Annotated in this window: 19 protein-coding genes, 1 pseudogene and 1 riboswitch; of the genes and pseudogenes, 13 read left to right on the plus strand and 7 right to left on the minus strand. The window is 44.5% G+C overall.

Going from position 1 to position 23852, the window contains the following annotated elements; genetic code table 11:
* Nucleotides 1-48: 48 nt before the first annotated feature.
* Entirely contained in the window at nt 49-2040 is a 1992-nt protein-coding gene (locus ACQKIC_RS04730; RefSeq protein WP_427591619.1) for a methyl-accepting chemotaxis protein, read from the minus strand.
* A 202-nt stretch (nt 2041-2242) separates the two neighbouring features.
* On the opposite strand from ACQKIC_RS04730, the gene ACQKIC_RS04735 reads away from it, so the two are divergent.
* A complete protein-coding gene (locus ACQKIC_RS04735; protein ID WP_427591618.1) occupies nt 2243-2914 on the plus strand; it encodes an aspartate/glutamate racemase family protein in 672 nt (223 codons plus the stop codon).
* A 31-nt stretch (nt 2915-2945) separates the two neighbouring features.
* On the opposite strand, the gene ACQKIC_RS04740 is transcribed toward ACQKIC_RS04735, so the two are convergent.
* The gene (locus ACQKIC_RS04740) at nt 2946-4406 is read right to left on the minus strand and encodes a PH domain-containing protein (protein ID WP_427591617.1); all 1461 of its coding nucleotides are present in this window, start codon (nt 4404-4406) and stop codon (nt 2946-2948) included.
* Between the two features lies 1 nt (nt 4407).
* Nucleotides 4408-4902 carry a PH domain-containing protein gene (locus ACQKIC_RS04745; protein WP_402871923.1) on the minus strand — a complete coding sequence of 165 codons (495 nt, stop codon included), beginning with the start codon at nt 4900-4902 and terminating at the stop codon, nt 4408-4410.
* A gap of 212 nt (nt 4903-5114) precedes the next feature.
* On the opposite strand from ACQKIC_RS04745, the gene dacB reads away from it, so the two are divergent.
* Nucleotides 5115-6560, plus strand: a complete 1446-nt coding sequence (gene dacB, locus ACQKIC_RS04750; protein ID WP_427668562.1) for a D-alanyl-D-alanine carboxypeptidase/D-alanyl-D-alanine endopeptidase — start codon at nt 5115-5117, stop codon at nt 6558-6560.
* Here the strand turns inward: dacB and ACQKIC_RS04755 are convergent.
* Nucleotides 6543-7223, minus strand: coding sequence for an HAD hydrolase-like protein (locus ACQKIC_RS04755; protein ID WP_427591615.1), 681 nt, complete (start codon nt 7221-7223; stop codon nt 6543-6545). The genes dacB and ACQKIC_RS04755 overlap by 18 nt on opposite strands.
* An 88-nt stretch (nt 7224-7311) precedes the next feature.
* Between ACQKIC_RS04755 and ACQKIC_RS04760 the strand changes: the two genes are divergently transcribed.
* From ACQKIC_RS04760 to ACQKIC_RS04775, 4 genes are all read left to right on the plus strand, one after another.
* Complete coding sequence (locus tag ACQKIC_RS04760; protein ID WP_402871917.1) at nt 7312-7917, plus strand: uridine kinase family protein; 606 nt, start codon at nt 7312-7314, stop codon at nt 7915-7917.
* Between the two features lie 208 nt (nt 7918-8125).
* Nucleotides 8126-8767 (plus strand): 5,6-dimethylbenzimidazole synthase, encoded by a 642-nt coding sequence (gene bluB, locus ACQKIC_RS04765; RefSeq protein WP_402871915.1) that lies wholly within the window; start codon nt 8126-8128, stop codon nt 8765-8767.
* A gap of 37 nt (nt 8768-8804) precedes the next feature.
* Nucleotides 8805-10238, plus strand: coding sequence for an NAD(P)H-hydrate dehydratase (locus tag ACQKIC_RS04770; protein ID WP_427591614.1), 1434 nt, complete (start codon nt 8805-8807; stop codon nt 10236-10238).
* Nucleotides 10239-10638: 400 nt separating this feature from the next.
* The gene (locus tag ACQKIC_RS04775; RefSeq protein ID WP_427591613.1) at nt 10639-11964 is read left to right on the plus strand and encodes an aspartate aminotransferase family protein; all 1326 of its coding nucleotides are present in this window, start codon (nt 10639-10641) and stop codon (nt 11962-11964) included.
* Between the two features lie 179 nt (nt 11965-12143).
* Here the strand turns inward: ACQKIC_RS04775 and ACQKIC_RS04780 are convergent, their stop codons facing one another.
* Nucleotides 12144-14186 carry a molybdopterin oxidoreductase family protein gene (locus tag ACQKIC_RS04780; protein ID WP_427591612.1) on the minus strand — a complete coding sequence of 681 codons (2043 nt, stop codon included), beginning with the start codon at nt 14184-14186 and terminating at the stop codon, nt 12144-12146.
* Between the two features lie 175 nt (nt 14187-14361).
* Between ACQKIC_RS04780 and putP the strand changes: the two genes are divergently transcribed.
* The 4 genes from putP to megL all read left to right on the plus strand — a co-directional run bounded on the left by putP (nt 14362) and on the right by megL (nt 19894).
* Nucleotides 14362-15834: a sodium/proline symporter PutP gene (putP, locus tag ACQKIC_RS04785; RefSeq protein ID WP_427591611.1), complete on the plus strand. Its 1473-nt coding sequence runs from the start codon at nt 14362-14364 to the stop codon at nt 15832-15834.
* A gap of 154 nt (nt 15835-15988) precedes the next feature.
* Nucleotides 15989-17263, plus strand: a complete 1275-nt coding sequence (locus tag ACQKIC_RS04790; RefSeq protein WP_402871898.1) for an ATP-binding protein — start codon at nt 15989-15991, stop codon at nt 17261-17263.
* A gap of 51 nt (nt 17264-17314) precedes the next feature.
* Nucleotides 17315-18451, plus strand: a complete 1137-nt coding sequence (locus tag ACQKIC_RS04795) for a DEAD/DEAH box helicase (RefSeq protein WP_402871896.1) — start codon at nt 17315-17317, stop codon at nt 18449-18451.
* A gap of 267 nt (nt 18452-18718) precedes the next feature.
* Nucleotides 18719-19894, plus strand: coding sequence for a methionine gamma-lyase (megL, locus tag ACQKIC_RS04800; protein ID WP_427591610.1), 1176 nt, complete (start codon nt 18719-18721; stop codon nt 19892-19894).
* A 26-nt stretch (nt 19895-19920) separates the two neighbouring features.
* Here the strand turns inward: megL and ACQKIC_RS04805 are convergent, their stop codons facing one another.
* Nucleotides 19921-20649 (minus strand): tryptophan-rich sensory protein, encoded by a 729-nt coding sequence (locus ACQKIC_RS04805; protein WP_427591609.1) that lies wholly within the window; start codon nt 20647-20649, stop codon nt 19921-19923.
* A gap of 210 nt (nt 20650-20859) precedes the next feature.
* Nucleotides 20860-21462, minus strand: coding sequence for a GNAT family N-acetyltransferase (locus ACQKIC_RS04810; RefSeq protein ID WP_427591608.1), 603 nt, complete (start codon nt 21460-21462; stop codon nt 20860-20862).
* 287 nt (nt 21463-21749) lie between these two features.
* Nucleotides 21750-21880: riboswitch (FMN riboswitch) on the plus strand.
* A gap of 148 nt (nt 21881-22028) precedes the next feature.
* Between ACQKIC_RS04810 and ribE the strand changes: the two genes are divergently transcribed.
* From ribE to ribH, 3 genes and pseudogenes are all read left to right on the plus strand, one after another.
* Nucleotides 22029-22667 carry a riboflavin synthase gene (ribE, locus tag ACQKIC_RS04815; protein WP_402989155.1) on the plus strand — a complete coding sequence of 213 codons (639 nt, stop codon included), beginning with the start codon at nt 22029-22031 and terminating at the stop codon, nt 22665-22667.
* Between the two features lie 18 nt (nt 22668-22685).
* Nucleotides 22686-23288 (plus strand): annotated as a pseudogene (gene ribB, locus ACQKIC_RS04820) (3,4-dihydroxy-2-butanone-4-phosphate synthase); the annotation flags it as partial.
* A 63-nt stretch (nt 23289-23351) separates the two neighbouring features.
* Nucleotides 23352-23822 (plus strand): 6,7-dimethyl-8-ribityllumazine synthase, encoded by a 471-nt coding sequence (gene ribH / locus ACQKIC_RS04825; RefSeq protein ID WP_402871881.1) that lies wholly within the window; start codon nt 23352-23354, stop codon nt 23820-23822.
* Nucleotides 23823-23852 lie beyond the last annotated feature (30 nt).

The following is a 23852-nucleotide window of genomic DNA, read 5'->3' on the forward strand; positions in this document are numbered from 1 at the left end:
GAGCGTGTAAAAAGAGCAGGGCCTTTTGGCTTCTGCTCTTTCTTTTGTTTAGTAGCTGAATTTCTGGATCTCCTTGTGCATTTCCTGCGATAGGCTGTCCAATTCCCCAGCCAGGGCATTTAATTGTTCCATGGAGGCATTCGTCTCTTCGATTGAAGCGGACACTTCTTCTGTGCCGGCAGCTGCCTCCTGACTAACGGAGTTTAGTTGTTTCGCGTTGCCTGACATCACGGCAATCTGGGCAATCATTTCGTGCATGGTACTTGTTATTTCATCAAAGTTACTGAATGTGGTAGAGATGATTGATGCAATATCGCCAAAGGCCACTTCGGTGTTCGTGACGGATGTACTCTGATGATCGATTTTCTGGTTGACCTGATCAATCAAGCTAACCGTATTTGCGGTATCAGTTTGCATGGCAAAAATGATTTCTGCTATTTCCTTTAAGGAGTGTTCCGTTTGTTCGGCCAATTTTTTCACTTCATCGGCAACGACGGCGAAACCTTTTCCATGCTCGCCTGCCCTGGCTGCCTCGATGGCTGCATTCAAGGCGAGTAAATTGGTTTGCCCGGCAATCCCTGTTATGGTTTTGACGATATCGCTAATCGTATGGGATCGAACATCCAGTGACTTTACGGCTGTACTCATCTGGTTGGATATCTGGGCTGTAACATCGAATTGTTGTTTTAGGCCCTGAACGGTGATCATTCCATTTTCCGATGCCTTGAACATGTCATCGGAGGCAAGCGACATTTTTTCTGCCTGATTTTCCAGGTTGTTGATTTTGTCGGCCATGAGCTCTATGGCCGTTTCGTTATCTTGGCCGACTTCGATCTGATCAATGGCACCTGAAGCGATTTGTTCCATCGTCATGGCGACTTCGTTTGCGGCAGCCGAATTCTCTTCGGCACTGGCAACGAGCAACATGGAGGAATCGGCAACCTTATTGGAAAGGGCATGGACATTTTTAAGCATGGCACTCATATTCTCTGCTAAGGTGTTGGTGTCTTCTGCAAGCTTGCCGAGTTCGTCCCCACTGGAAATGGAAATCGTGGAGGCGAAGTCACCGCCAGCCATTTTCTTGATGGATTCTTGAAGGCGTTTAATGGGCTTTGTCAAAGAACGTGTGATGAAGATGGAAAAAATGGTAGCCAAAGTAAAAGTGACGATCATGGCCAGGATATTGTGCATGACCATAGAGCTTGCACGGTCCACCACTTCATCTCTATCCACGACTCCAGCTATTTTCCAACCAGTAGTAGGACTGGATGAGTATCCGATGATTTGCCTTTTATCCTCAAAATCCAGGATCATAGATCCTGATTCACCTTTCATTTGCTGAAAAATGGGTTGAGCCGAAAGATCCTTCATGATTTTCGATTGATCAGGGTGGGCAAGGATAGACCCTTTCTCATTCAGTAGAATGGCATATCCCGTTTTCCCGAATTTCGTCTGATTGATCGTATTCAGTAACGTTTCCATCGCGATGTCGACACCAAGAACGCCGACCAATTTATCGCCATCATAGATTGCTTTTGCTGCCGTGATGATAAGGGAATTGGTCGCAGTATCCGTATAAGGCTCGGTCCATATGACTTCATTCTTTCCTTTCAAAGCCTCTTGATACCAATCTTGTTGCCTTGGGTCAAAGTCACCAGGTAAATAGGCTTTAGGGAAGATGATCGTCTGTCCTTCCTTCTCCGTCCCCATGTACAAGCTGATGATCTCTTCATTGGTTGTTTGGGTATTGGTAAACTCAGTAAGTATGGAATCAGCGTCTGAATGGGGTGTGGTCATGGCCACATCTTTGCTTATCCTGTCTAAATTCTTTTCCTTTTCTTGGAAGAAGCGATCGGATACTTCATTCATTGATTTTACTTGACCTTCTGTCGTATTTTTCAGTTCATCTGTCGTTAGTTCAATGCTTTGATCATAGGCTACGTAGGATATGAGAAATCCGCTAATAATAATTAAAGCTAAAAAGGGTATCAGTATTTGTTTTTTAAGAGAATTGAAGTACCAGTTTTTCAGACGTTTCATAGGTTTGCTCCTTTATATCTACTTCTTATGAGTTCTTTAGATATTTCGGCTTAGTTTCCCTATCTTTTAGTTTTTTTAGAAAATTCATAATAATGACTTATATTAGGAGGTAAAGTGATTGAAACAGGAAAGAAAAGATTATCCAAGAAAGGAATTTTACTGGTAGAATAATCAGAAAGCATAATGAAGGGGGAATGGTGAGTTGAAAAAAAGATTAGGATGCCTTCATGCCCATTATTCAAATATAGAATATATAGAAAGAGCTCTTTCAATCTATGACATCGATCTCATGCATTTTGTGGACTCTTCCATAATGTATCGAATGACGTCTGTTGGGAATTACGATAAAACAGAAGCAAAGAAAAAAGTAAAAGAGCAACTGGATTGGATCGCTCAATGTGAAGTGGATGCTATCCTAATTACTTGCACGAACTATATCGTCCTTTTACAAGACCAACGTATGGTAGCATCCGTGCCCATCATTAAAATTGATGAACCTTACTTCGAATACATCTGTACGCTATCTCAACCTCAGATTCTCCTTTTTACGAACCCAGCAACAGTTAATGGTACCGTGGAGCGTCTTGAAAAGTATGCGGAAATCCATCAAAAATCCTTGGATTTGGAGATTATGATCATGGAAAATACTTTCGAATTAATCATGAAAGGATTGAAAGAAGAGTACAATGCTGAAATCATCAAGGTCTTACATCAACTCGTTCAAGATGATCAAAAGGCAATTTCTGTTGCTCAATTATCGATGGTGGATGCAGCCAAGCGATTCGAACAACAGACATCTCATGTAATGATGAATCCATTAAAAACAGTAGTGACCTCCATTGTCAGCCAATTAGACTTACAAAAAAAGAGCTGACTGGATGCAGTCAACTCTTTCTTCTGGTTGGTTATTCGACTTGAATGTTTTTCGTGCGATCAATATACCATGTGTAAAACTCGTCGGCATATTCAAGGGAAACATCTTGTAGCTTGGTATGATGTACCGGTTTGGAACGGTTAATGGTTTCAATCGATGCGAGCCCAAAGCGTTTTTGCAGTCTTGAGCGTTCGACTTTAATCTGAATGACCTTGCTTCTTTTCGTGATGAACAGGGACGTTTCCAAACTTCCTGATTTAAATTGAATGAATTCGTCATGTAATAAATAGCGGCCATTTTTGTAATCTATGATTCTCGATGTATAAATGAGTACGAAAAGAATCAAGGAAATATACCATATCGCTGGCTTGAAAATAAAAATGGCAACCGTCACAACTATCCAGAGATAGCTTGGCCTTAGCATTCGCACGATGAAAGCTTGTTTCGATAAGGGGTGCATGGAGCGTTCCACCTTGTAAGAAGGCAAAATCTCTTCGATTATGGCATGGGCACGGTCAACCGATAAAAATGGATAGAGCGTATTCGTTTCCAGTTTTTCATCTCCTGTACTTCCCGCGCTTATCAGTTTCACCTCCGCTAATCCAAGCATTCTTTTGATGAGGGATTGGGTGATTTCCACCGCCTGCACCTTTTCTTTCTGAATCGAAAAGGCAGATTCATCGAGCACCCCTTTTTTTATATACACACGTTTGGCATCGGATGAAATTTCATACTTCCCATACTTCACGAACGTCGATATAATTCCAAAACCAATAGCTAATCCTACTAAAACAATGAGAGCGATGGTTATGGTTAGCCATGAATTCAAAAATGATGCCACAGCCCCTTCGGCATTTTCCAGATTGAAAAAATCATCAAGTGTTTTATAAATCGTAGCGACAATCGGAATGATGGCCAGGAAGCTTAGTGACGTGAAGGAAGCTTTTAACACATCCCGTTTAGTCGGTGTGAAATGTATGGTTTGTTCAGCACCCGTTTCTTTCAAGCTGTCCTCTTCCAGATGATTTTCTTCTACAGCCGGGATTTCTTGTGAGGAAAATTCCGTTTCAAGTCGTTGGGCTTCTTTTAAAGAAATCGCCTCAAACAAGACAGAACCTTGGTCACCAGTCATTCCCGTTTCGAACGTTAAAGAAGTTAAGTGGAAAAACTTATGAAGGACGGTTGTCCGTCGTTGGACGTTTTGTATTTTGTGAAGCGGAACTGTCCGATAGGACTTGGAAATAAGCCCGGACTTGATCTGAATGTTTCCTTCTTTTATATGATATGTATAGGTGAACCAGTTCAAAGTCAATGAAATGACCTTCCATACGAAGTATAAGAGATAGATGAGTTGCAGCACGATCATATAAACCTTTTCCGTACCAAAATTCAATACATAAAGGAGGATAATTAAAAAGAATTCCTTCTTCAGCACATTCCACATTTCAAATGGGATTTTGAGCGGGTGTAACCGTTTGGATTGTTCCGCCATGTCATTCCACTTCCTTTATCTTGGCGTAGTGCGCAATTTTATCTCGAAGTTCATACGCCTCTTTCTCCGGAATGGCGGGTATGGTATGTGAGTCGCCCATGGTTCCGATACTAATTGTATAAAGGCCATACTTCCGTAGAAACGGCCCCTGGTTCAGCTCGACCGATTGAACTTTCGTCATCGGGATGAGTTCATGGGATTCGTACCACGCTCCATGTTTCGTTTGGATGAATTCTTCGCTTACGTCATATCGCCAATATTTTTGCAATAAAATGGGGGCGATGATGATGGACCAAATGGCGGAAAAGCATTCGATGATGGTCAGTCCGATTAAAACCCATCCAATCCACTCTTTCCAGGAAAAATAAGTATCAACGAATAATAAGATGCCGAGTATGACGAGAATAATGAGGTTGGTGATGGTTTCCGTCATCCGCCAAACCTTGATGGATTCTTTCGAAATTTTCTTTGTTGGCGCTTGAATCTTTGAATACATATGTTCACTCCTTACTGTGTCATTACTTTTATACGGATGATTCTTAGTAAAAGTTCCCTTTAGAGCTAAAAAAGTCCCTGAGGTGAGGCTTTCCTGGAATACGGAATACTGTGTATGCCTGATATGAAGGGACATGTGAATGAAATTTAAAAGTAGGTGAAATGGATTTGACCTTTATAAGGAAAGTATACATTATTTTCTTTCTGTTTTTGATGTGCTTTTTTAATGGGGAAACGATGCAGGCTGCTTATGAAGAGGAATCGATGGCTGGTGAAATCAAGCGTATCGTACATGAGTCGCCTGCTTTAACCGGGGCCTTAGCCGGAATTTCAATCCGTTCGGCAGATACAGGGGAATTGGTGTATGAGCATGATGCGGATATAAGGATGAGACCGGCATCGAACATGAAACTTCTGACAGCGGCAGCGGCACTTGAAACGTTAGGGGAGGAGCATGTCTTCCAAACGGAACTATACATAAAAGGCATTCAGGTCGCGAACGTCCTTCAGGGGGATGTCTATTTGAAGGGAAAAGGAGACCCAACCCTTCTTGAAAAGGACTTTGATGGTTTGGCGAAGGTGTTGAAGCAACATCGAATCCACTATGTTCATGGAGATCTTATCGGCGATGATACATGGTATGACGATGAACGCCATTCGCCTGATTTAATACGAAGTGATGAGCAAGAGTACTACGGGGCGGCCGTTTCAGCCTTAACCGCCGCACCCGATGAGGAGTATGATACCGGGACTGTCCTTCTGGAGATATCACCAGGGAAAAGGGCTGGAAAAAAAGCAACCGTGACGATGCAACCGGAAACGGACTATGTAACAGTCGTTAATGAAGCGATAACCGTAGCACCGGACAGAAAGCAGAAAATCAAGGTCGAACGCGATCATGAGCGAAATGTCTTGACGGTAACGGGGACTATGCCGGAACATGGCTTGCCGACAAAAGAATATATGGCGGTGATTGATCCTACCAAATATGCCCTAAGATTATTTGAACAATCGATGGAACGGCAAGGCATCAAGGTGTTAGGTACGACCAAACAAGGAAAAACACCCGCGCAAGCTAGGAAAATTGCCAGCCATGATTCGATGACCCTTTCACAATTGCTGGTTCCCTTCATGAAACTGAGCAATAACACACATGCTGAAGTTTTGGTGAAGGAAATGGGGAAGGCAGCGAAGGGGGAAGGCAGTTGGGAGAGTGGATTGAAGATAGCAGAAAGTAAGCTCGAGCTGATGGGGATGGACACGCAATCGACCATGATGCGGGATGGTTCAGGGATTAGCCAGGTCAATCTGATCTCAGCGAACGAATTGACCAAACTCCTTTATTCCGTTCGGGAAAAAACATGGTTTCCTTCCTATCTCAATGCACTGCCGGTTGCTGGGGTTAAAGAAAAGATGATAGGCGGTACATTAAGGAATCGGATGGAAAAGACGGCGGCCGTGGGAAATGTCCGCGCTAAAACGGGGACGATTTCCGCTACGAGCACTTTGTCTGGATATGTGACCACCAAAAGTGGGGAAGGCATCATCTTTTCAATTCTTTTGAACAACTTCGTGGAGGAAAAGGGAATCAGGGACATCCAAGATAAAATAGTGGTATGGCTAGCGGAACAGAAAGATCTGTTAGAAAGAGAGCGTTGATATTCGTTTAAAAACATATGCTTGTAATTCAAAAAAATCCGCGATGAGAAGATCTGCTTCCACCAATTCATTGACAGTCGCAAAACCAAATGGACAGCTGACGGCCACTAATCCATTTTCCTTTGCAGCTTCGATATCGGACTTTCGGTCGCCAACCAGGACGGCTTCTTCAATGTTATAGTTTCTCAACAACATGTGAACTAGATCCGTTTTCGAGCCTTTCAATGACCTTTCGATACTGTAAATGTCCGTAAGGTATTCATGCAGATGAAAATATGTACAGATTTCTTCCAAATACTTTTCAAGTCCGTTGCTGGCTATGAATATTGGAATATCTTGTTGTTTAAAGACTGACAAGGTCTCGATGACGTTTGGGTAAAGCTGACCTTTTCCTTCTTTGATCTCTTGATTCAAACATTCAAGAAAGAGTCGGTCGGCTTGATTCCGAATAGACTCGGCGTGATTTGGCAATAAGGTTTCCCATACGACCTTTAGTGGAACCCCCATGATTTTTTGGTATGTGGCAAGAGGGGCTTCTCCCTGCCAATTTCCTTCTGACCGAAGGACTTTGAACGTTCTTTCAAGTGATGAACCTAAAATCCTATTGGTTTGAAACAGGGTGCCGTCCATGTCGAAGATGACGGCAAAGGGAATGGAATTCATATTTTGTACCTTCTTTCAATTTTTTTGCGCGCCCAAGGAGGGTTTCTTGGGAGGGTGTAGAGAAATATATAGGAAGAGGAGGGGTTTGATGAATTTCCCAACAATTCGTGGCCAGCACACGATTTCCCAACTTATTGCTGAAATCCAGAATTCCCCTGGAAACCGAAGGCCATATTTAGTTGCCATAGATGGTCGCGGTGGTTCGGGGAAAAGTACCCTTGCTGCCTATATAAAAGCTCATTGTCAGGATGTCACAATTGTTCATATGGATGATTTCTATTTTCCTTCTTCTCAAAGGGCCCAGTTGCCTCCAGTCGGGAATTTGATTGGTGTGAACTACGATTGGTCCCGTGTCTTCAGTCAAGTTTTGGAACCGCTTACCTCAGGGAAAGAAGCGGTCTACCAACGTTATGATTGGGAATCGGATGCAATGGCTGAGTGGCATACCATCCCAGTGGGTGGGACTGTCATCATTGAAGGCACATACTCCACTCGCTATGAATTGGCTGCCTTCTATAATTTTACCATTTGGGTGGAGTGCCCCCGGGAGAAACGATTAGACCGTGGAATTGAGCGTGATGGGGAAGAGATGCGTTCCATGTGGGAAGATAACTGGATGGTCTATGAAGATCTCTATGTCGATGCACATCTTCCACGAGATAGGGTCAACCTGATTGTGGATGGAACGAGATGAATAGAGTCTCGTTCCTTTCCTTTCTCGCGGATGAAGGTCTTGTACCCCGCGTCCATTTCCCCTAGCTATCCTTCATCGATTCCGGTTTTTGTCATAGAATAGGAAGGATGAGGCTGCTTTTCATTGTAAGGGTTTACCTGTAAAATTCATATTGAATATTAATATTTAGATAAATTTCTCTAAGAGATAGAGATAATGGAGGAGAAGTATGTTTACTAATGATGAACAAGCTGGTGTATATAAAGCGATTTATAGCCGGAGGGATATCCGGAGTTTTTTACCCGATCCCATCTCAAAGGATACCTTGCATAAGATTTTGGAGGCGGGACATCATGCACCGTCTGTTGGGTTCATGCAACCATGGAGTTTCATTGTCGTTTCGGACCAGGAGATTAAAGAGCGGTTGGCCTGGGCCGCGGATAAGGAAAGAAGGGCGCTTGCGGTTCATTATGAAGGGGAAAAAGAAAACAAGTTTCTTAGTTTGAAAGTAGAAGGCTTGAAGGAAGCCCCCTATACGATTTGTGTGACCTGTGATCCGACGCGGGGTGGATCTCATGTGCTTGGACGCAACTCCATTCCTGAAACGGATATTTTATCGACGGCCTGTGCCATTCAGAATATGTGGTTAGCCGCCTGTGCGGAAGGGTTGGCGATGGGCTGGGTCAGTTTTTACAAGAAGAATGATATCCGGGACATTTTGGATATCCCTCCACACGTGGAGCCTGTCGCGCTCATGTCTGTTGGCTATACCGATCAATATCCCGATAAACCGATTCTTGAAACGGCCAATTGGGAAAAGAGACGGTCGATGGATGATTTGATTTTTAAAGATAAGTGGGGCCAAAACTAGACCTTGTAAGGATCTTGTAGAAAGCTGGTGTTTCGTTTTGTATATCTATCGAGGCGAGGAAATAAAAAGAATCGATCGAACTGCAGCGGATCATGGACTTGAAACGTTTACGCTGATGGAAAATGCGGGACGGGCTTTATTTGAAGCCATTGTCAAAAATGTGAGCAAATCGCAGCGAATCTTGATTCTTGCGGGAAAAGGGAACAATGGCGGAGATGGAGTGGTTCTCGCCCGTTATTTAAAGCAACATGGTTTCATATGTGAGCTCGCTATCCCACTAGGGGAACCTGTTTCTGAGACTGCAGAGCGCCACTACCGCTATTATCTCCACTGCGGATTTGAGGTATCGGAAATCAGTGAGGATTATGATGTGTTGATAGATGCGCTGCTTGGGGTCGGAGCGAGGTTGCCACTCCATAATGATATCGAACAGCTGATTGATTGGATGAATGAGCAAGAGGCCGTTCGGATGGCAATCGATATTCCGACAGGCGTTTTGGCCGATACCGGTGAAGTGGAAAAGGCTATAAAGGCTGACCGAACATTCACGCTCCACGGGTACAAACCATCGGCGTTTCTCGAAGGAAGTGTTGAGTATTATGGTCAGACCGAAGTGCTCGATATTGGCTTGCCACAGACATCCAATTGGCAAGTATGGACCAAAGGGGACGTTGCCGCAAGCTTCCCGAAGCGAAATAGTGCCTCGCATAAGGGGACATTCGGGACGGGACTGTTGATAGCGGGTACGGATGAAATGCCGGGAAGTGCCATGATGGCGAGCCTTGCCGCGATGCGGAGTGGAATCGGGAAACTGACTGTGGCGACAACAAGGTTCGCTTCAGCAATTATCGCGAGCCGGGTGCCGGAATGCACATTTTTACATGATGGACTGGAAAAGGTAGCGGCTGGAGCGATGCCTAAAGGGATAAGGGGAGTGGCAATCGGCCCAGGATTGGATAATGAGGAAAAAATCGAACGGGCGTTACATGAAGTAATGAAAAGGGACCTGCCGATCATTATCGATGCAGGAGCCCTTAAGAAACGCGACTATCCCATGCGTGAAGCGATGACGATCGTCACGCCCCATCCTGGTGAGTTCAGTAAAATGACGGGTCTTCCGACGAAGGAAATCCAGAAAGACCGCCTGCGCCTCGCATCTGAATATGCGATTTCGAATAAGGTGACCGTTGTACTCAAAGGAAGAAATACGGTGATGGCGTTTCCCGATGGCGATGTATGGGTGAATCTGACCGGCAATGATGGACTTGCCAAAGGAGGGACAGGTGATACCTTGACTGGGATGATCCTTGCATTTATCTCATTCTATGAAGATAAGAAAGCGGCCGTGGCCAATGCTGTATACTGTCACGGGGTAAGCGCGGAGCAATGGAGTGAAACGAGGGCGAAGAGCAGTCTGCTCGCAAGTGATGTGAGTGAAAACTTGGCCTATGTGTTGAAGGAATTCGAATAGGCACTCGCTGATGGACGACATGAAGTGAGTGCTCGATAACAATAAAATAAAAAGAAAGTACCATGAAAAGGTAGGGAATCAAAAACTAGCTGTCATCTTAGCAGCTAGTTTTTTTTTTTTTTGCTCGTGTCCCCGCCTTTTAGTGGGTCCCGGTATGCAGGTCTTCATGGCATGTAGCGATAGCCTGGCTAAAGATTTTCGAAGTTTATGGGATAAAAAAAATACAAGAATAATACAATGTTAAATGAAATATTTCAGAAAATTAACTAGATAGAGAGGTTGACTTATCTCCTGATTATTTCCTGAATGGTTATGTTAGAACACAGTACCTCGGCATGCATCTTGTTAGCAGAATACATATCTCTGTATTAAAAATATCAGTAGAGAAGGGTGTTTCTACATGGTCAAAGAAAAGACAGATATTCAGCAATTGATTGATTGGGATAAAAAGCATTTTATCCATCCGACAACAGCGATCAAACAACAGCAGCAAGATGGACCGAGTTTCATTTTTACCGAGGGTAAAGGGATATACCTTACGGACATCATGGGCAGGACGGTACTCGATGGGATGTCTTCCCTTTGGAACGTGAATATCGGGCATGGGCAGGACGAACTTGCCAAAGTGGCGAAGGAACAGATGGAGAAATTGGCGTTCACCTCTAATTTTGCCACCTTCAGTAATGAACCAGCCATTCGGTTGGCTGCCAAAATCGCTTCCATCGCACCCGGAAATCTGAATGCCGTGTTCTTCACGTCCGGAGGGTCGGAATCGAGTGATACGGCGATTAAGCTTGTGCGTCACTACTGGATCTTAAAAGGCCAGCCCAACCGGCAAAAAATCATTTCCCGTTCGAATTCCTATCACGGGGTGGCGATGGGAGCGACCAGTGCCACCGGATTGAAGCCTTTCCGCGACTTCACGAATTCCCTTGCGCCGGATTTCTGTTATGTGGATGGTTCCTCCATTGAGGAATTGCGCAAGACCATTGTACAGGAAGGACCGGAAACTATCGCTGCTTTCATAACGGAACCGATACAAGGGGCTGGTGGCGTGAATATGCCTCCTGAAGGCTACTTCAAGGAAGTCAGGGAGATTTGTGATGAGTACGGCATTTTGTTGGTGACGGACGAAGTCATTACCGGTTTTGGCAGAACGGGTGCGTATTTCGGAATAGAGCACTTCGGGGTCATACCAGACATGATGTGCTTTGCCAAAGGCGTGACGAGTGGATATGCACAATTGGGCGGTGTTGTCCTGAATGATAAGATGCATCAGGATTTCATAGCCCTTTCTAAAGGGACGCTTTTACATGGCTACACGTATAGTGGCCACCCGATGGCTTGTGCCGTTGCGTTGAAAAATATCGAAATCATTGAACGGGAAAACTTAATTGAAAACTCGAAAAAACGTGGAGTGGAATTGCTTGCAGGCTTTAAAATGCTTCAAGATAAACACCCCATAATCGGGGATGTAAGGGCACTTGGACTTATTGGTGGCATATCGATCGTCAAAGACAAACAAACGGGGGGAAGATTCGAAACCCCCTTGGCTCCACGGATCGTTTCGGAGGCCGCTAAAAATGGTTTAATCTGCCGATCTGTTACATTCGATCAAGATACGCTAGTGTTTGCACCACCTTTGATCATCACTAAAGCAGAGGTAGGAAAGTTGATCGAAATCTTGGACGATACATTTGCAGCTATCGAAAAAGAAGGTATATAAGACGTGAAGAGGATGGCATTCGAAACAACAGGATGGTTCGGATGCCACAAAAAAGGCTGCTTCCCCAGAGGGAACAGCCTTTTTTGTGGAGCGAATGAATCCAGAATTTGAGTCAATATATTACAAGAATCGAGGATATTTCCCGGGAAACGAGTGAATGCGAGAAATAAAATCGTCATTTACACTGCTTTTTCCACATCAACACGGCCGGAAAAGAAGACGGCACCATTTCCCATATCGGAGAGCCGGTCTGGCGTGAGAGCATTGATATGCTGCTTTCTGCCAGGTGTATTTGGCCATATGCCTTGGCTGACTAGGACACCGGCCAGGACATTTTCTCCTATGACGGCTTTTAATACACATTCGCCTCGTGCATTCCAGATACGGACCATATCGCCGTCTGTTATCCCTCGTTTTACTGCGTCTTCCGTATTCATATGCAGTTTTGGTTCTTTTTCCATCGATATATGTTTCTCGTTATTGGAAAAAGTCGAATTCAGGAAATTATGGTTCGGCGCCGGTATGAATAAGAACGGCAGGTCGCTGTCTTTCGCGATGGGTGTATAGGTAGGCAATGGTTCGTACCCATGCTGTTTCATCCGTTCGGAATAGAGTTCGATTTTGCCGCTCGGTGTCGGCAGTTTCCCTGGGAAGAGTGGTCGCATCTCGGCTTTCACAAACTGATGTTCAGAAAGAGCTTCATAGTTGATGTTTCCTAAATAAGGATTCTCGGGGAAGTCGAGTGCTTGACGGATCATGTCTTCCTCAGAGTCTTGAAAAGCTTGGTCCTCGAATCCCATGTTAGCAGCCAACAGCTTGAACAATTCCACATTTGATTTGGACTCTCCATATTTCTCCATGACTGGCTTTTGAATTTGTATGTAATTATGCCAGTAGGAAGTATAAAAATCCTCCGTTTCATAGGATGAAGAGGCGGGAAGGACCAGGTCGGCATACTGCGCCGTTTCAGTTAAGAATAAATCATGGACGACCGTGAATAGGTCTTCTTGCATAAGTCCTTCCTTAACCTTGTTTGCATTGGGAGCGACAAGGGCAGGATTGGAGCTGTATACAAATAAGGAACGAATCGGGTTCTCCTTATCTAAAAGGGCTTCTCCGATTTGATTCATGTTGACGACGCGAGTAGTCTTGTTTTGCAAAAGCTCAGGGCGTTGTAAGGCATCTTTGTTAAATGCCAAATAACCGGAGTTCCCTTTCATCGCCCCACCGCCTTTAACAAGCCACTGTCCGGTAAGGGCGGGAAGGCAGGCGATGGTCCTTACAGCCATTCCGCCGTTATCGTGATGTTGCAGGCCATTACCGATTCGAACGAATGATGGTTTGGTCTGTCCATACATCCGGGCTAATGTATAAAGGTCTTCGATTGGAACGCCCGTAATCGTGGAGACGGTCGCCGGGTCATATTGGCGGACATGCTCACGCAATTCGTCAGAACCGACCGTATAGGCGTCTAGGAAAGGCTGATCGACCATATTTTCGGCATATAAAATATGCATGATGCCAAGGGCAAGTGCACTATCCGTACCAGGCAGGATGGGGATGAACCAATCAGCCCACTTCCCGGTCTGGTTTTTATGGACGTCGATCACCACAACCTTAGCGCCATTTTTCCGGGCCTGCTGGGCAATTGTCACTTGGTGCATATTGGTACTCACGGCATTAATCCCCCACATGATGAAAAGCTTTGTGTCGATCGTTTCCTCCGGATCGATTCCGAACGAACCGCCCATGGTATAACTGTAGCCAACCGAACCGGCAGAGTTACAAATGGAACGCTCCAGCCTACTTGCCCCAAGTTTGTGGAAGAAGCGACGATCCATGCCTTCAGCACTGAGGTTTCCCATGTTTCCATAAAAACTGTAGGGGAGGATGCATTCCGGTCCATGCTGGTCAATCAAGGCCTTCCATTTTGACGTGATCATCCCGATCGCTTCGTCCCAACTAATGGGGGCGAATTGCCCTTTTCCTTTTGGACCGATTCGCATAAGCGGTTGCGAAAGACGATGCGGATCATATAGACGGGCTGTCATATTCCGGACCTTGTTGCAGATATTTCCCTTTGTGACCGGGTGTTTGGGATCCCCCTGGACTTTCACGATTTTTCCGTCTTTTTTGTGAAGGAGTAAACCGCATTGATCGGGGCAATCAAGAGAGCAAACCGATGGGAAGATCCCATCCTGTTGTTTGAAATAGGGTTGCATGACTTTGTCCTCCTTGTTTTTTGGAACGCTTTTTTGAATAGTCTATTAATTGTATATTTTAATATATTGGGTATTAGAAAGAACTACTTAACTTATGTTTTTTTTTCTGATAAGCTTATTTTAATAAAATGAGCCTTCTCTATCGAAAGGTTCGTAAGTAATGGAGGAAGAATTTTTGGAATATGGAGCAATCGTTTCAATTGTCATATACATGGCAGGTATGCTGTTAATCGGGTACCTTGCTTATCGAAGGACCGCTAACCTGACGGATTACATGCTCGGAGGAAGAAACTTGGGTCCGGCTGTAACCGCTTTAAGTGCCGGTGCTTCCGACATGAGCGGATGGTTGCTGATGGGCCTTCCTGGAGCCATGTACTTGAATGGCTTAAGTGCCGGGTGGATCGTCATCGGTCTGTCAGTAGGCGCTTATCTAAACTGGTTATTCGTGGCGCCAAGGCTTCGTACATATACGGAGATCGCGAATAATTCTATTACTATACCAGACTATTTGGGGAATCGGTTTAAAGATAGCTCCCGAATTTTAAAAGTGGTATCGGCTTTAGTCATTTTAATCTTTTTTACTTTCTACACCTCTTCCGGTATGGTAGCAGGCGGGGAGCTTTTCCGGACGGCCTTTAACCTGGATTACCGATATGGAATCTGGCTGACGGCAAGTGTCGTCATTCTTTACACGTTATTCGGTGGTTTCCTTGCCGTGAGTTGGACGGATTTTGTTCAAGGAACCATCATGTTCATTGCCTTAATTCTAGTACCTGTCGTCACCATTGTAAATATAGGAGGCTGGACTCCAACATTTACGGAAATAAAATCAATTGATCCGACCCTTTTGCATGCGTTTGAAGGAATGTCGACGATTGGGATCATTTCGTTGCTGGCATGGGGACTTGGTTATTTTGGCCAACCGCATATCATCGTCCGATTCATGGCGATATCTTCCGTGAAAGAATTGAAAAGTGCCCGTCGCATCGGTATGGGCTGGATGGTGTTCGCCATTGTAGGTGCCATGTTCACAGGATTGGTCGGGATTTCTTACTTTAGCAAGGCGAATGCGCCTTTGGGGGAAGCGAATGCAGAATCAGTATTCATCCTCCTTTCTAAAGAGTTGTTCCCGTCTCTAATTACGGGATTCTTGCTGGCGGCGATTCTATCCGCAGTCATGAGCACGATCGCTTCTCAATTATTGGTGTCGGCAAGTGCGTTGACGGATGACTTCTATAAACAGTTCGTTCGTCCAAATGCTTCCGATAAGGAATTAGTGCTGGTTGGACGGTTGGGCGTATTGGCGATATCCGTGATTGCCCTTGTTTTGGCGTTCAACCCGAGCGGGACCATTTTAAAATTGGTTGGGTATGCTTGGGCAGGTTTCGGCTCGGCATTCGGACCGGTCATATTACTGAGCCTTTTCTGGAGAAGAATGACAAAATGGGGAGCCCTGGCTGGAATGATCATCGGTACGGTAACCGTGATCGTATGGGAATCCATCGACAAGTTCGCGGAAGTCTACGAAATCATACCTGGCTTTATCGCAGGTACGCTTGCCGTCGTGATTTTCAGTCTGTTATCGGCGAAACCTTCTAAAGAAATAGACGAAGATTTTGATCAGGCTGTTAAAAACCTAACTAAATAGAATGCGCTGTTCAATTGAATGGATGGCACTCTCTTTTCAATCATTAGCAAAAACATGGTACAATAGCTGTAAAGTCCTTATGTGTAGTGCATGAGGACTTTTTTTTGAGTGAGTTGGGAATAATAAGCCAAAAAATAAATATAAAGGATACGGGATGAACCATTCACATAAAATTGCAGGTAAAGTAGCTATTATATATATGATCATTGGGGCCTTATGGATTTTTGTTACCGATTACATCTCGATGTCCCGCGCAAAAGAGAATGTTCACACCTATGCGATGTTCCAGCATTCGAAGGGGTGGATCTATATATTCATAACCGGGATCATTCTCTATGTCATCATCCGGTATTGGACAGGGAAAATGTTGCGGTCCCAACAGGAATTCAACTTGAAGGATGAGCAGTATCAATCCTTGTTTAAGCACAATCCAGATAGTGTTCTACAATTGGATCTTGAAGGCAGGATCATGTCGGTTAATCCAAAAGCCGAAAAGTTCCTCGGGGTCCGAGGTGAGGCATTAAAAGCAAAACAAGCGGGATACTTCATCGATTTGATCGAAAATGAAAAAGCATCTGATTATTTTATCAAGTCTTTGGAGGGAGAAGCTGTACACTTCGAAACGAATATCCAGAGGATGGATGACGAAAAGCGAATCATGCGTGTCACCTTTTTGCCCATCATTGTCCACAAGGAGTTACTTGGAATCTATGCCATCGTCCGGGACATTACCAAGGTCCGGCGTGAAGAGGAATTGATGGTCATGTCTGAAAAGCTCTCCGTCATCGGGCATCTCTCGGCAGCAGTGGCACATGAAATAAGAAATCCGTTAACATCATTAAAAGGGTTCGTGCAATTAATGGATATGACCAAGGAAGTCGACCCGTTGCATACTGACATCATGTTAAAGGAAATTGAACGCATCAATATCATTTCGAGCGAGTTGCTCGTCCTTGGCAAGAAACAGGATGTCACCTTCCGTAAGCTGGACCTTGGGGACTGCCTGCATCAAGTGTATACACTCATGAAAGCTGAATCGAACCTGAACAATATTGAGATGGCCATTGAAGTGAAAGGGGCAGACCCCGTTTTAGTCATGGCCGATTCGATCGAGCTTAAACAGCTATTCATCAATCTCATCAAGAATGGCATCGAGGCTGTTGGTGAGAATGGAAAAATTGACATATCCCTGCAAATCATCGATGATCATGCTATAGTCATGGTCAGTGATAATGGGATCGGGATGGAGCCGGAGCGGTTGGAGCGAATTGGTGAACCGTTTTATTCGATAAAAGAAAAGGGAACGGGAATCGGGCTTACCATCTGTCAGAAAATTGTCCATCGATTGAATGGTGAGATGCGATTTGAAAGTGAGAAACATAAAGGGACGACGGTGACAATTCGGATTCCGTTGGCTACTACCCTATAACAAATGGTACTATAAAGGATATGAAAAGTTTTTTTATTAAAGGAGAACGATATGAGCGAATTACCTGTATTACTGAACGATAGAAAGCCATTTATCCAGGAAGTCTGGAAAAAGTCAGGCTTTGCACAACTTACGCCGGTACAAACGAAAACGATTCCTGTCATTGCACAAGGAAAAGACGTCATGGCCGAATCTCCAACGGGGACGGGAAAGACACTTGCTTATTTACTGCCATTGCTTGAAAAAATAGATCCTGAAAAAAAATCCCCCCAAGCTTTAATCTTGGCTTCATCACGGGAATTGGTGATGCAGATCAATGAAGAGATTCGGATTTGGTCGGAAGGTAGCGGTATTTCTGGAGCAGCCTTCATTGGTGGCGCCAATGTGAAGCGTCAGTTGGACAAACTGAAGAAGCATCCGCAAGTGATTGCGGGAACACCAGGCCGTGTCTATGAATTGATTGCCCAAAAGAAGTTGAAGATGCATGAAGTGAAAACGATCGTACTCGATGAAGGAGATCAATTGATCATTCCCGAGCATATGCAAACAATCAACAATATTATCAAAACGACGCTTAAGGACCGCCAAATCATGGTGTTCTCGGCGACCCTTCCCGAAGAAACGGAAAAAGTGGCCCGAGGATTCATGAATGAACCGGAATTGATCAAGGTTGATAAAAGTGAAAAAATGGATTCGAAGGTCGATCATCTTTATTTTGTAGTCGAAAGACGCGAAAAGTCCAAAATCTTGGAGAAAATCACAAGATTGAAAGATGTGAAGGCATTGGCCTTTTTGAACGATATTGCCGAGCTTAGCGTGTTACATGAGAAGCTTAAGTTTAAAGGCATCGAAATGGGCGTGCTTCACGGGGAGTCGAATAAAGTCGATCGTGAAAAAGCGTTGCGTAAGCTTCGTTCTGGAAAGTCACCGATGTTGATTGCAACCGATGTGGCGGCCCGTGGACTTGATATTAAAGGACTGACAGCCGTCGTTCATATTGATATGGCTGAAAACATTGACCAATATATTCATCGGTCTGGTAGAACGGGACGTGCCGGAGCGGATGGCACGGTCATCTCGATCGTGACGGAAAGAGAAGAGCGTGAGTTGAAGAAAATGGCTCGCGAACTTGAAATCCCCTTAACGAAAGTCACTTTCTATGGTGGGAATATCGTAGAAGAAGAATAGGCATGAAGAATGGAGATGGCCATGAAGGCTGTCTCTTTTTTTATGTTCTGTAGCGTAATCCGGCTATCCTCATTTGACGTTCCTATTTGATAGATTGCAAGCTTTTTAAAGGAAAACTGGCCGCTTCACAAGCTTTGTGGATGATTATTAACAAGGGCAACAGGACTGATCCTGTACGAATGCCCAGGCGACTTACATTGAAAACGCTTCCAAAATATGTTTTTTTAACATATGATAGATATAGCTATTTGGATAGGGGGAGTTAGAATGGGAGAGAAATATAAGCGTATTGAAACAGCTGTGATTCATGAAGGATATGATTCGAAGGAGCATTTAGGAAGCTTGACCACACCTTTGTTTCAAACCTCGACATTTACGTTCGATACGGCCGAACAAGGGGAAAACCGGTTTGCTGGTTTAGAAGATGGATATATTTACTCGAGGCTGGGAAATCCGACGGTTCGGGTGCTGGAAGAGAAGATTGCGGCCTTGGAAGGCGGGGAAGCGGGACTTGCGTTCAGTTCAGGGATGGCTGCCGTGTCTGCGGTCCTTTTTGCTTTGACCAAAGCCGATGACCATATCGTTTGTTCAAAAGGGTTGTATGGATGTACTTTCGGCCTTCTTCAACTGATGGAGGAAAAATACCGGATCACCCACGATTTTTGCGATATGGAAACGGAGGACCAGCTAAGGAGCATGATCCGTCCGAATACGACCTGCATCTATGTAGAGACGCCGATTAATCCGACGATGAAAATGATCGATTTAGGATTGGTCATGAAAGTCGCCAAGGAGAATAATGTGCCTGTTGTGGTCGATAATACGTTTTCCACTCCATATTTACAGAAGCCACTGGAATTTGGATGTGATGTCGTCCTTCATAGTGCTACGAAGTATCTTTGTGGACATGGGGACGTTGTGGCGGGTCTGATTGTCGGAAAGAAGGAGTTTATCAATCAGGTGGCCATGACAACACAGAAGGATATCGGAGGGATTATTTCGCCATTTGATGCATGGTTGCTGTTGCGGGGATTGAAGACGTTGCCAGTCAGGATGGATCGTCACGCTTCTAATGCAACGGAGATCTTTCGCATGCTGAAACAGCATCAACGGGTTAAGGCCGTCTATTATCCAGGCGACGCAGAATCAGGGGATTATCGGATCATGGAAAAACAGATGAAATCCGGTGGAGGCATGATTTCCTTTGAACTGGAGGGGACAAAACAGGATGCCCAACGATTCCTCAATAACTTGAAGCTTATAAAAATCGCGGTCAGCCTAGGAGACGCTGAATCCTTGATCCAGCATCCCGCTACGATGACACACTCGTCCATCCCAAAAGAATCAAGAACGCAGATGGGCATCACCGACCAACTCATACGGCTCTCCGTCGGCCTAGAATCCTGGCATGACATCTGGTCTGACCTTGAACAGGCGTTTTAGGGGTCTGACCCCTTTTATTTCCTGAATTATTTCCTGAGGTTCCTGATCAGGACGGTTATGGATAGGATGAGGATGAGGGCGGCCAGGATATAGGATGTGGTGGTGATTGTCGGATGGGGCGTGCTGTTCCTTACGCCGATTCCGATGATGGCCCAGACGAAGACGAGTGGGTAGCACCAGTCCTTGTTTTTGATGGCAAAGATGAATGCCAGAGCCGTGGCTACGAGTAAGAGGGCGATCGTCCATGCTACATCGGAAATCCCGAAACCATTCCAGCCGATATAGGTCAGATAGTAGGAAATGTTAGCAATGGTCGCGACGCTCACCCATCCTAGATAGACGGAAAAGGGCATCAAGTCGAGAAAGGCATGCCTCACTTTTATAATGTTTGTGTAAATGACAATCAAGGTCAATAAAAGTGTAATGATGATGATGACGGATAACAGGAAATATTCGTAATGCCAAGCTAATAGCCAGGCTCCGTTAAATATACAGCTTAAGGCGAACCATGGGAAAGAGACCATATATGCGGGACTTGTTTTGTGTTTCCCCATAAACTGTCTGGCTACCCAGATGGCAAGAAGAAAATAAATCAATCCCCATATCGAGAATACATAGCCGGCTGGGGTAAAAAGAACGTCCAGTTTCCCGGAAACTTCCCCTGAGGTTTGGCCATTGAAGGGAAGGTAATTAGCCAGGAAGTTCATCGTGATGACGAACAGATAGGCAACAAGGTTGATAAGAACAATTAGCATGTGTCTTCCTCCTTTGAATGAAATTGGGACATATTATCTTATTCCTTTTAAATTGGAGAGATAACCTTTTTTAGCACATCGGAAGGAAGGATTCTTACTTGGTGGATAAAAGAAGGTATTCAAGATCTGTAAAGGGATAAAGGTACAACACGTCTAAAAAATAAGGACCTTGCTACTGTTATTGCAGCAAGGTCCTTTAAAGGTGTTTAATTAATTAGTGAAATTAGGATTTAGCGTTAACAACCGTTTCATCCTTTTTTTGGGGGTTACATATTCTTCTTTTAATATGGAATAATAGGCGCTGTCTAATAATGTACCCTTCGTCATGTGGCTTTTACGGTGAATCCCTTCACACTTCATGCCTAAGCGATCCAATACTTTCCCGGATGCGGCATTTATCACATCACATTCAGCAAATACTCGCTCCAAATCCAAAACATTGAAGGCTAATTCCAGTATTGATTTTCCCGCTTCGGTCATATAGCCTTTACCCCAGAAATTCCGGTTTAAAGTATAACCCAGTTCTCCACATTTGTTCGATTCATGCACTCTGAATTCGATAGCCCCAATCATTTTGTTGTCTTCCTTTAACACGAGTGCATATTTGCCGATAGGCTCTTCCAAAAAATAGTTCGCTATGAAGTTCTTAGTCTGGTCCAAATCTTTATGTTTGTCGTAAAGGTAACGTGTCGTTTCTTCATCAGATGTATATTCATACATATCCTCAGCATCATCAAGCGAAACCGGACGTAAGATGATACGCTCACTTTCGATATGATTGTGCTGAACCATTAAAAGGTTTGTCTTTCCCATTTGAATTCCCCATTTATTCTTGATTTTCCAATTATTATAGCATAATTCAGTACATTTAATAAGAAAATAATGGAATAAAATTCTAGCATCTCTCTTGGATCGTGTATACGAGATTCGTATGATGGCAGGGATCTATTGATATGTAAGCACCACGGCTATAGTCGCTTACATAGGATGGATTCCTCCCTTTTCTTATAGGATTTGCTTGCAACTATCGATTCATTTTAGGATAGATGTTTTACATCCGTACTTTAGAGTGTTAAAATAATGGAAGATTCAAAAAATAGTTAGTCCTTCGGGGTCGGGTGAAAATCCCAACCGGCGGTGATGAAGCAATTCTAAGCCCGCGAGCCTGATAAAGGCAGGATTTGGTGAGAATCCAAAGCCGACAGTACAGTCTGGATGGGAGAAGGACGTGTGAAATCCAAGTGTATACGTACGCCTATTTTTTCAGAATATGAAATGATGGGTTTATTAGGTATACCATTTTTTTCACTCATTTCTCCTGCTAACTCCTTAGGCCATCCTAAGGGGTTTTTTATATGTGTATAAAAGGGGGAGAAACTATGTTTACCGGAATCATTGAGGAGATCGGCACGGTTCATTCCATGAAAAAGGGAAGAAGCAGCATGGAACTGGCCATTTCCTCTAAGAAAGTACTGGAAGATGTCCATCTTGGAGACAGCATTTCCGTTAACGGGGTCTGTTTGACGGTGACTTCCTTCACACAGACTTTATTTACGGTCGATGTGATGCCGGAAACGGTGAAAGCTTCATCGATCCGGACATTGAAACCAGGTTCAGAAGTGAATCTTGAACGTGCGATGAGTGCTAATGGACGTTTCGGCGGCCATTTCGTTTCAGGTCATATCGATGGAACGGGCACCATCATGAAAAAAGAACGAAAAGAAAATGCCGTCTATTATGTGATCCAACTGGAAGAAGGGCTCAGTACATACTGTATGCCAAAAGGATCTGTTGCCATCGATGGGACAAGCTTGACGATATTCGGCATCGAGGGAAATTTGCTGACTGTATCACTCATTCCCTTGACCCATCAGGATACCATTTTGGGCAGGAAGGCGGCAGGCGATATCGTAAACATTGAAAACGACATGTTAGGGAAATATATCATACATCAAATGAAAAACAGCGAATCAAAACCAGGACTGGATTTAGCATTCTTGTCTAAGCATGGATTCTAATAAATGGAGGTGTACAGGATGTTCCATACCATTGAAGAAGCGATTGAAGATTTGAAAGCTGGGAAAGTAATCATCATTTCCGATGATGAAGACCGCGAAAATGAAGGGGATTTCGTGGTGCTTGCAGAAAAGGCGACACCCGAAGCCATCAACTTTATGGCCACGCATGGCCGTGGGTTGATTTGTACGACGATTACCGAACAGTTGGCGAAAAAGCTGAACTTGCATCCGATGGTCAATGATAACACCGATCATCATGGGACGGCCTTCACCGTAAGTATCGATCATAAAAGCACGTCTACAGGTATCAGTGCGTTCGAACGGTCCCTGACCATTCTCGAGCTCTTGAAGGAAGATTCGGTTGCCGAGGACTTTCAACGCCCGGGGCACACTTTTCCGTTGATAGCCAAGGCAGGGGGCGTGTTAAGCCGCACAGGACATACGGAAGCATCCGTCGACTTGGCCAAGTTATGTGGGGCTGCTCCAGCAGGTGTCATTTGTGAAATCATGAATGAAGATGGAAGCATGGCACGTGTATCCGACTTGGAACTAATTGCGGATAAATTCAACCTGAAATTCATTACGATTGCGGACTTGGTACAATACCGTAAGCAAAAGGAATCATCGCAAGAACAGGTATACATTCAAAATGCATGATGTTTTTAAAATGAGGAGGAAATAGACATGGGGAAAATTATCGAAGCACAATTAATCGGATCGGGACTGAAAGTGGGAATCGTGGTTGGAAGGTTCAATGAGTTCATTACAAGCAAGCTATTGGGCGGAGCATTGGATGGTCTGAAACGCCACGGTGTTGACGAGGATGACGTGGACATCGCTTGGGTGCCAGGAGCATTTGAATTGCCGCTCATTGCCAAGAAACTTGTGAACACGGGGAAATACGACGCAGTGATTGGATTAGGGACGGTCATCAGAGGTTCTACTTCGCATTATGATTATGTCTGCAATGAAGCAGCGAAAGGAATGGCCTCCGTTGCTTTGGATACCGGAGTTCCGGTCATCTTCGGATTATTGACGACGGAAAATATCGAGCAGGCCATTGAACGGGCCGGCACGAAATCGGGAAATAAAGGATATGAAGCAGCGGTCAGTGCCATAGAAATGGCGAACCTTGGAAAACTGATTGAACAATAAATTAGATAGAAAGCCGCGGAAGGGCAACCA

It is taken from the genome of Peribacillus sp. NPDC046944 (genome assembly GCF_050272735.1).
Taxonomy (GTDB): Bacteria; Bacillota; Bacilli; order Bacillales; family DSM-1321; genus Peribacillus.

Excerpts from the sequence above, each read along its gene's own strand:
- ACQKIC_RS04730 (WP_427591619.1), bottom strand. The coding sequence starts at position 2,040 with ATGAAACGTCTGAAAAACTGGTACTTCAATTCTCTTAAAAAACAAATA.
- ACQKIC_RS04740 (WP_427591617.1), bottom strand. The coding sequence starts at position 4,406 with ATGGCGGAACAATCCAAACGGTTACACCCGCTCAAAATCCCATTTGAA.
- ACQKIC_RS04745 (WP_402871923.1), bottom strand. The coding sequence starts at position 4,902 with ATGTATTCAAAGATTCAAGCGCCAACAAAGAAAATTTCGAAAGAATCC.
- dacB (WP_427668562.1), top strand. The coding sequence starts at position 5,115 with ATGTGCTTTTTTAATGGGGAAACGATGCAGGCTGCTTATGAAGAGGAA.
- ACQKIC_RS04755 (WP_427591615.1), bottom strand. The coding sequence starts at position 7,223 with ATGAATTCCATTCCCTTTGCCGTCATCTTCGACATGGACGGCACCCTG.
- ACQKIC_RS04760 (WP_402871917.1), top strand. The coding sequence starts at position 7,312 with ATGAATTTCCCAACAATTCGTGGCCAGCACACGATTTCCCAACTTATT.
- bluB (WP_402871915.1), top strand. The coding sequence starts at position 8,126 with ATGTTTACTAATGATGAACAAGCTGGTGTATATAAAGCGATTTATAGC.
- ACQKIC_RS04775 (WP_427591613.1), top strand. The coding sequence starts at position 10,639 with ATGGTCAAAGAAAAGACAGATATTCAGCAATTGATTGATTGGGATAAA.
- ACQKIC_RS04780 (WP_427591612.1), bottom strand. The coding sequence starts at position 14,186 with ATGCAACCCTATTTCAAACAACAGGATGGGATCTTCCCATCGGTTTGC.
- ACQKIC_RS04790 (WP_402871898.1), top strand. The coding sequence starts at position 15,989 with ATGAACCATTCACATAAAATTGCAGGTAAAGTAGCTATTATATATATG.
- ACQKIC_RS04795 (WP_402871896.1), top strand. The coding sequence starts at position 17,315 with ATGAGCGAATTACCTGTATTACTGAACGATAGAAAGCCATTTATCCAG.
- megL (WP_427591610.1), top strand. The coding sequence starts at position 18,719 with ATGGGAGAGAAATATAAGCGTATTGAAACAGCTGTGATTCATGAAGGA.
- ACQKIC_RS04805 (WP_427591609.1), bottom strand. The coding sequence starts at position 20,649 with ATGCTAATTGTTCTTATCAACCTTGTTGCCTATCTGTTCGTCATCACG.
- ACQKIC_RS04810 (WP_427591608.1), bottom strand. The coding sequence starts at position 21,462 with ATGGGAAAGACAAACCTTTTAATGGTTCAGCACAATCATATCGAAAGT.
- ribE (WP_402989155.1), top strand. The coding sequence starts at position 22,029 with ATGTTTACCGGAATCATTGAGGAGATCGGCACGGTTCATTCCATGAAA.
- ribH (WP_402871881.1), top strand. The coding sequence starts at position 23,352 with ATGGGGAAAATTATCGAAGCACAATTAATCGGATCGGGACTGAAAGTG.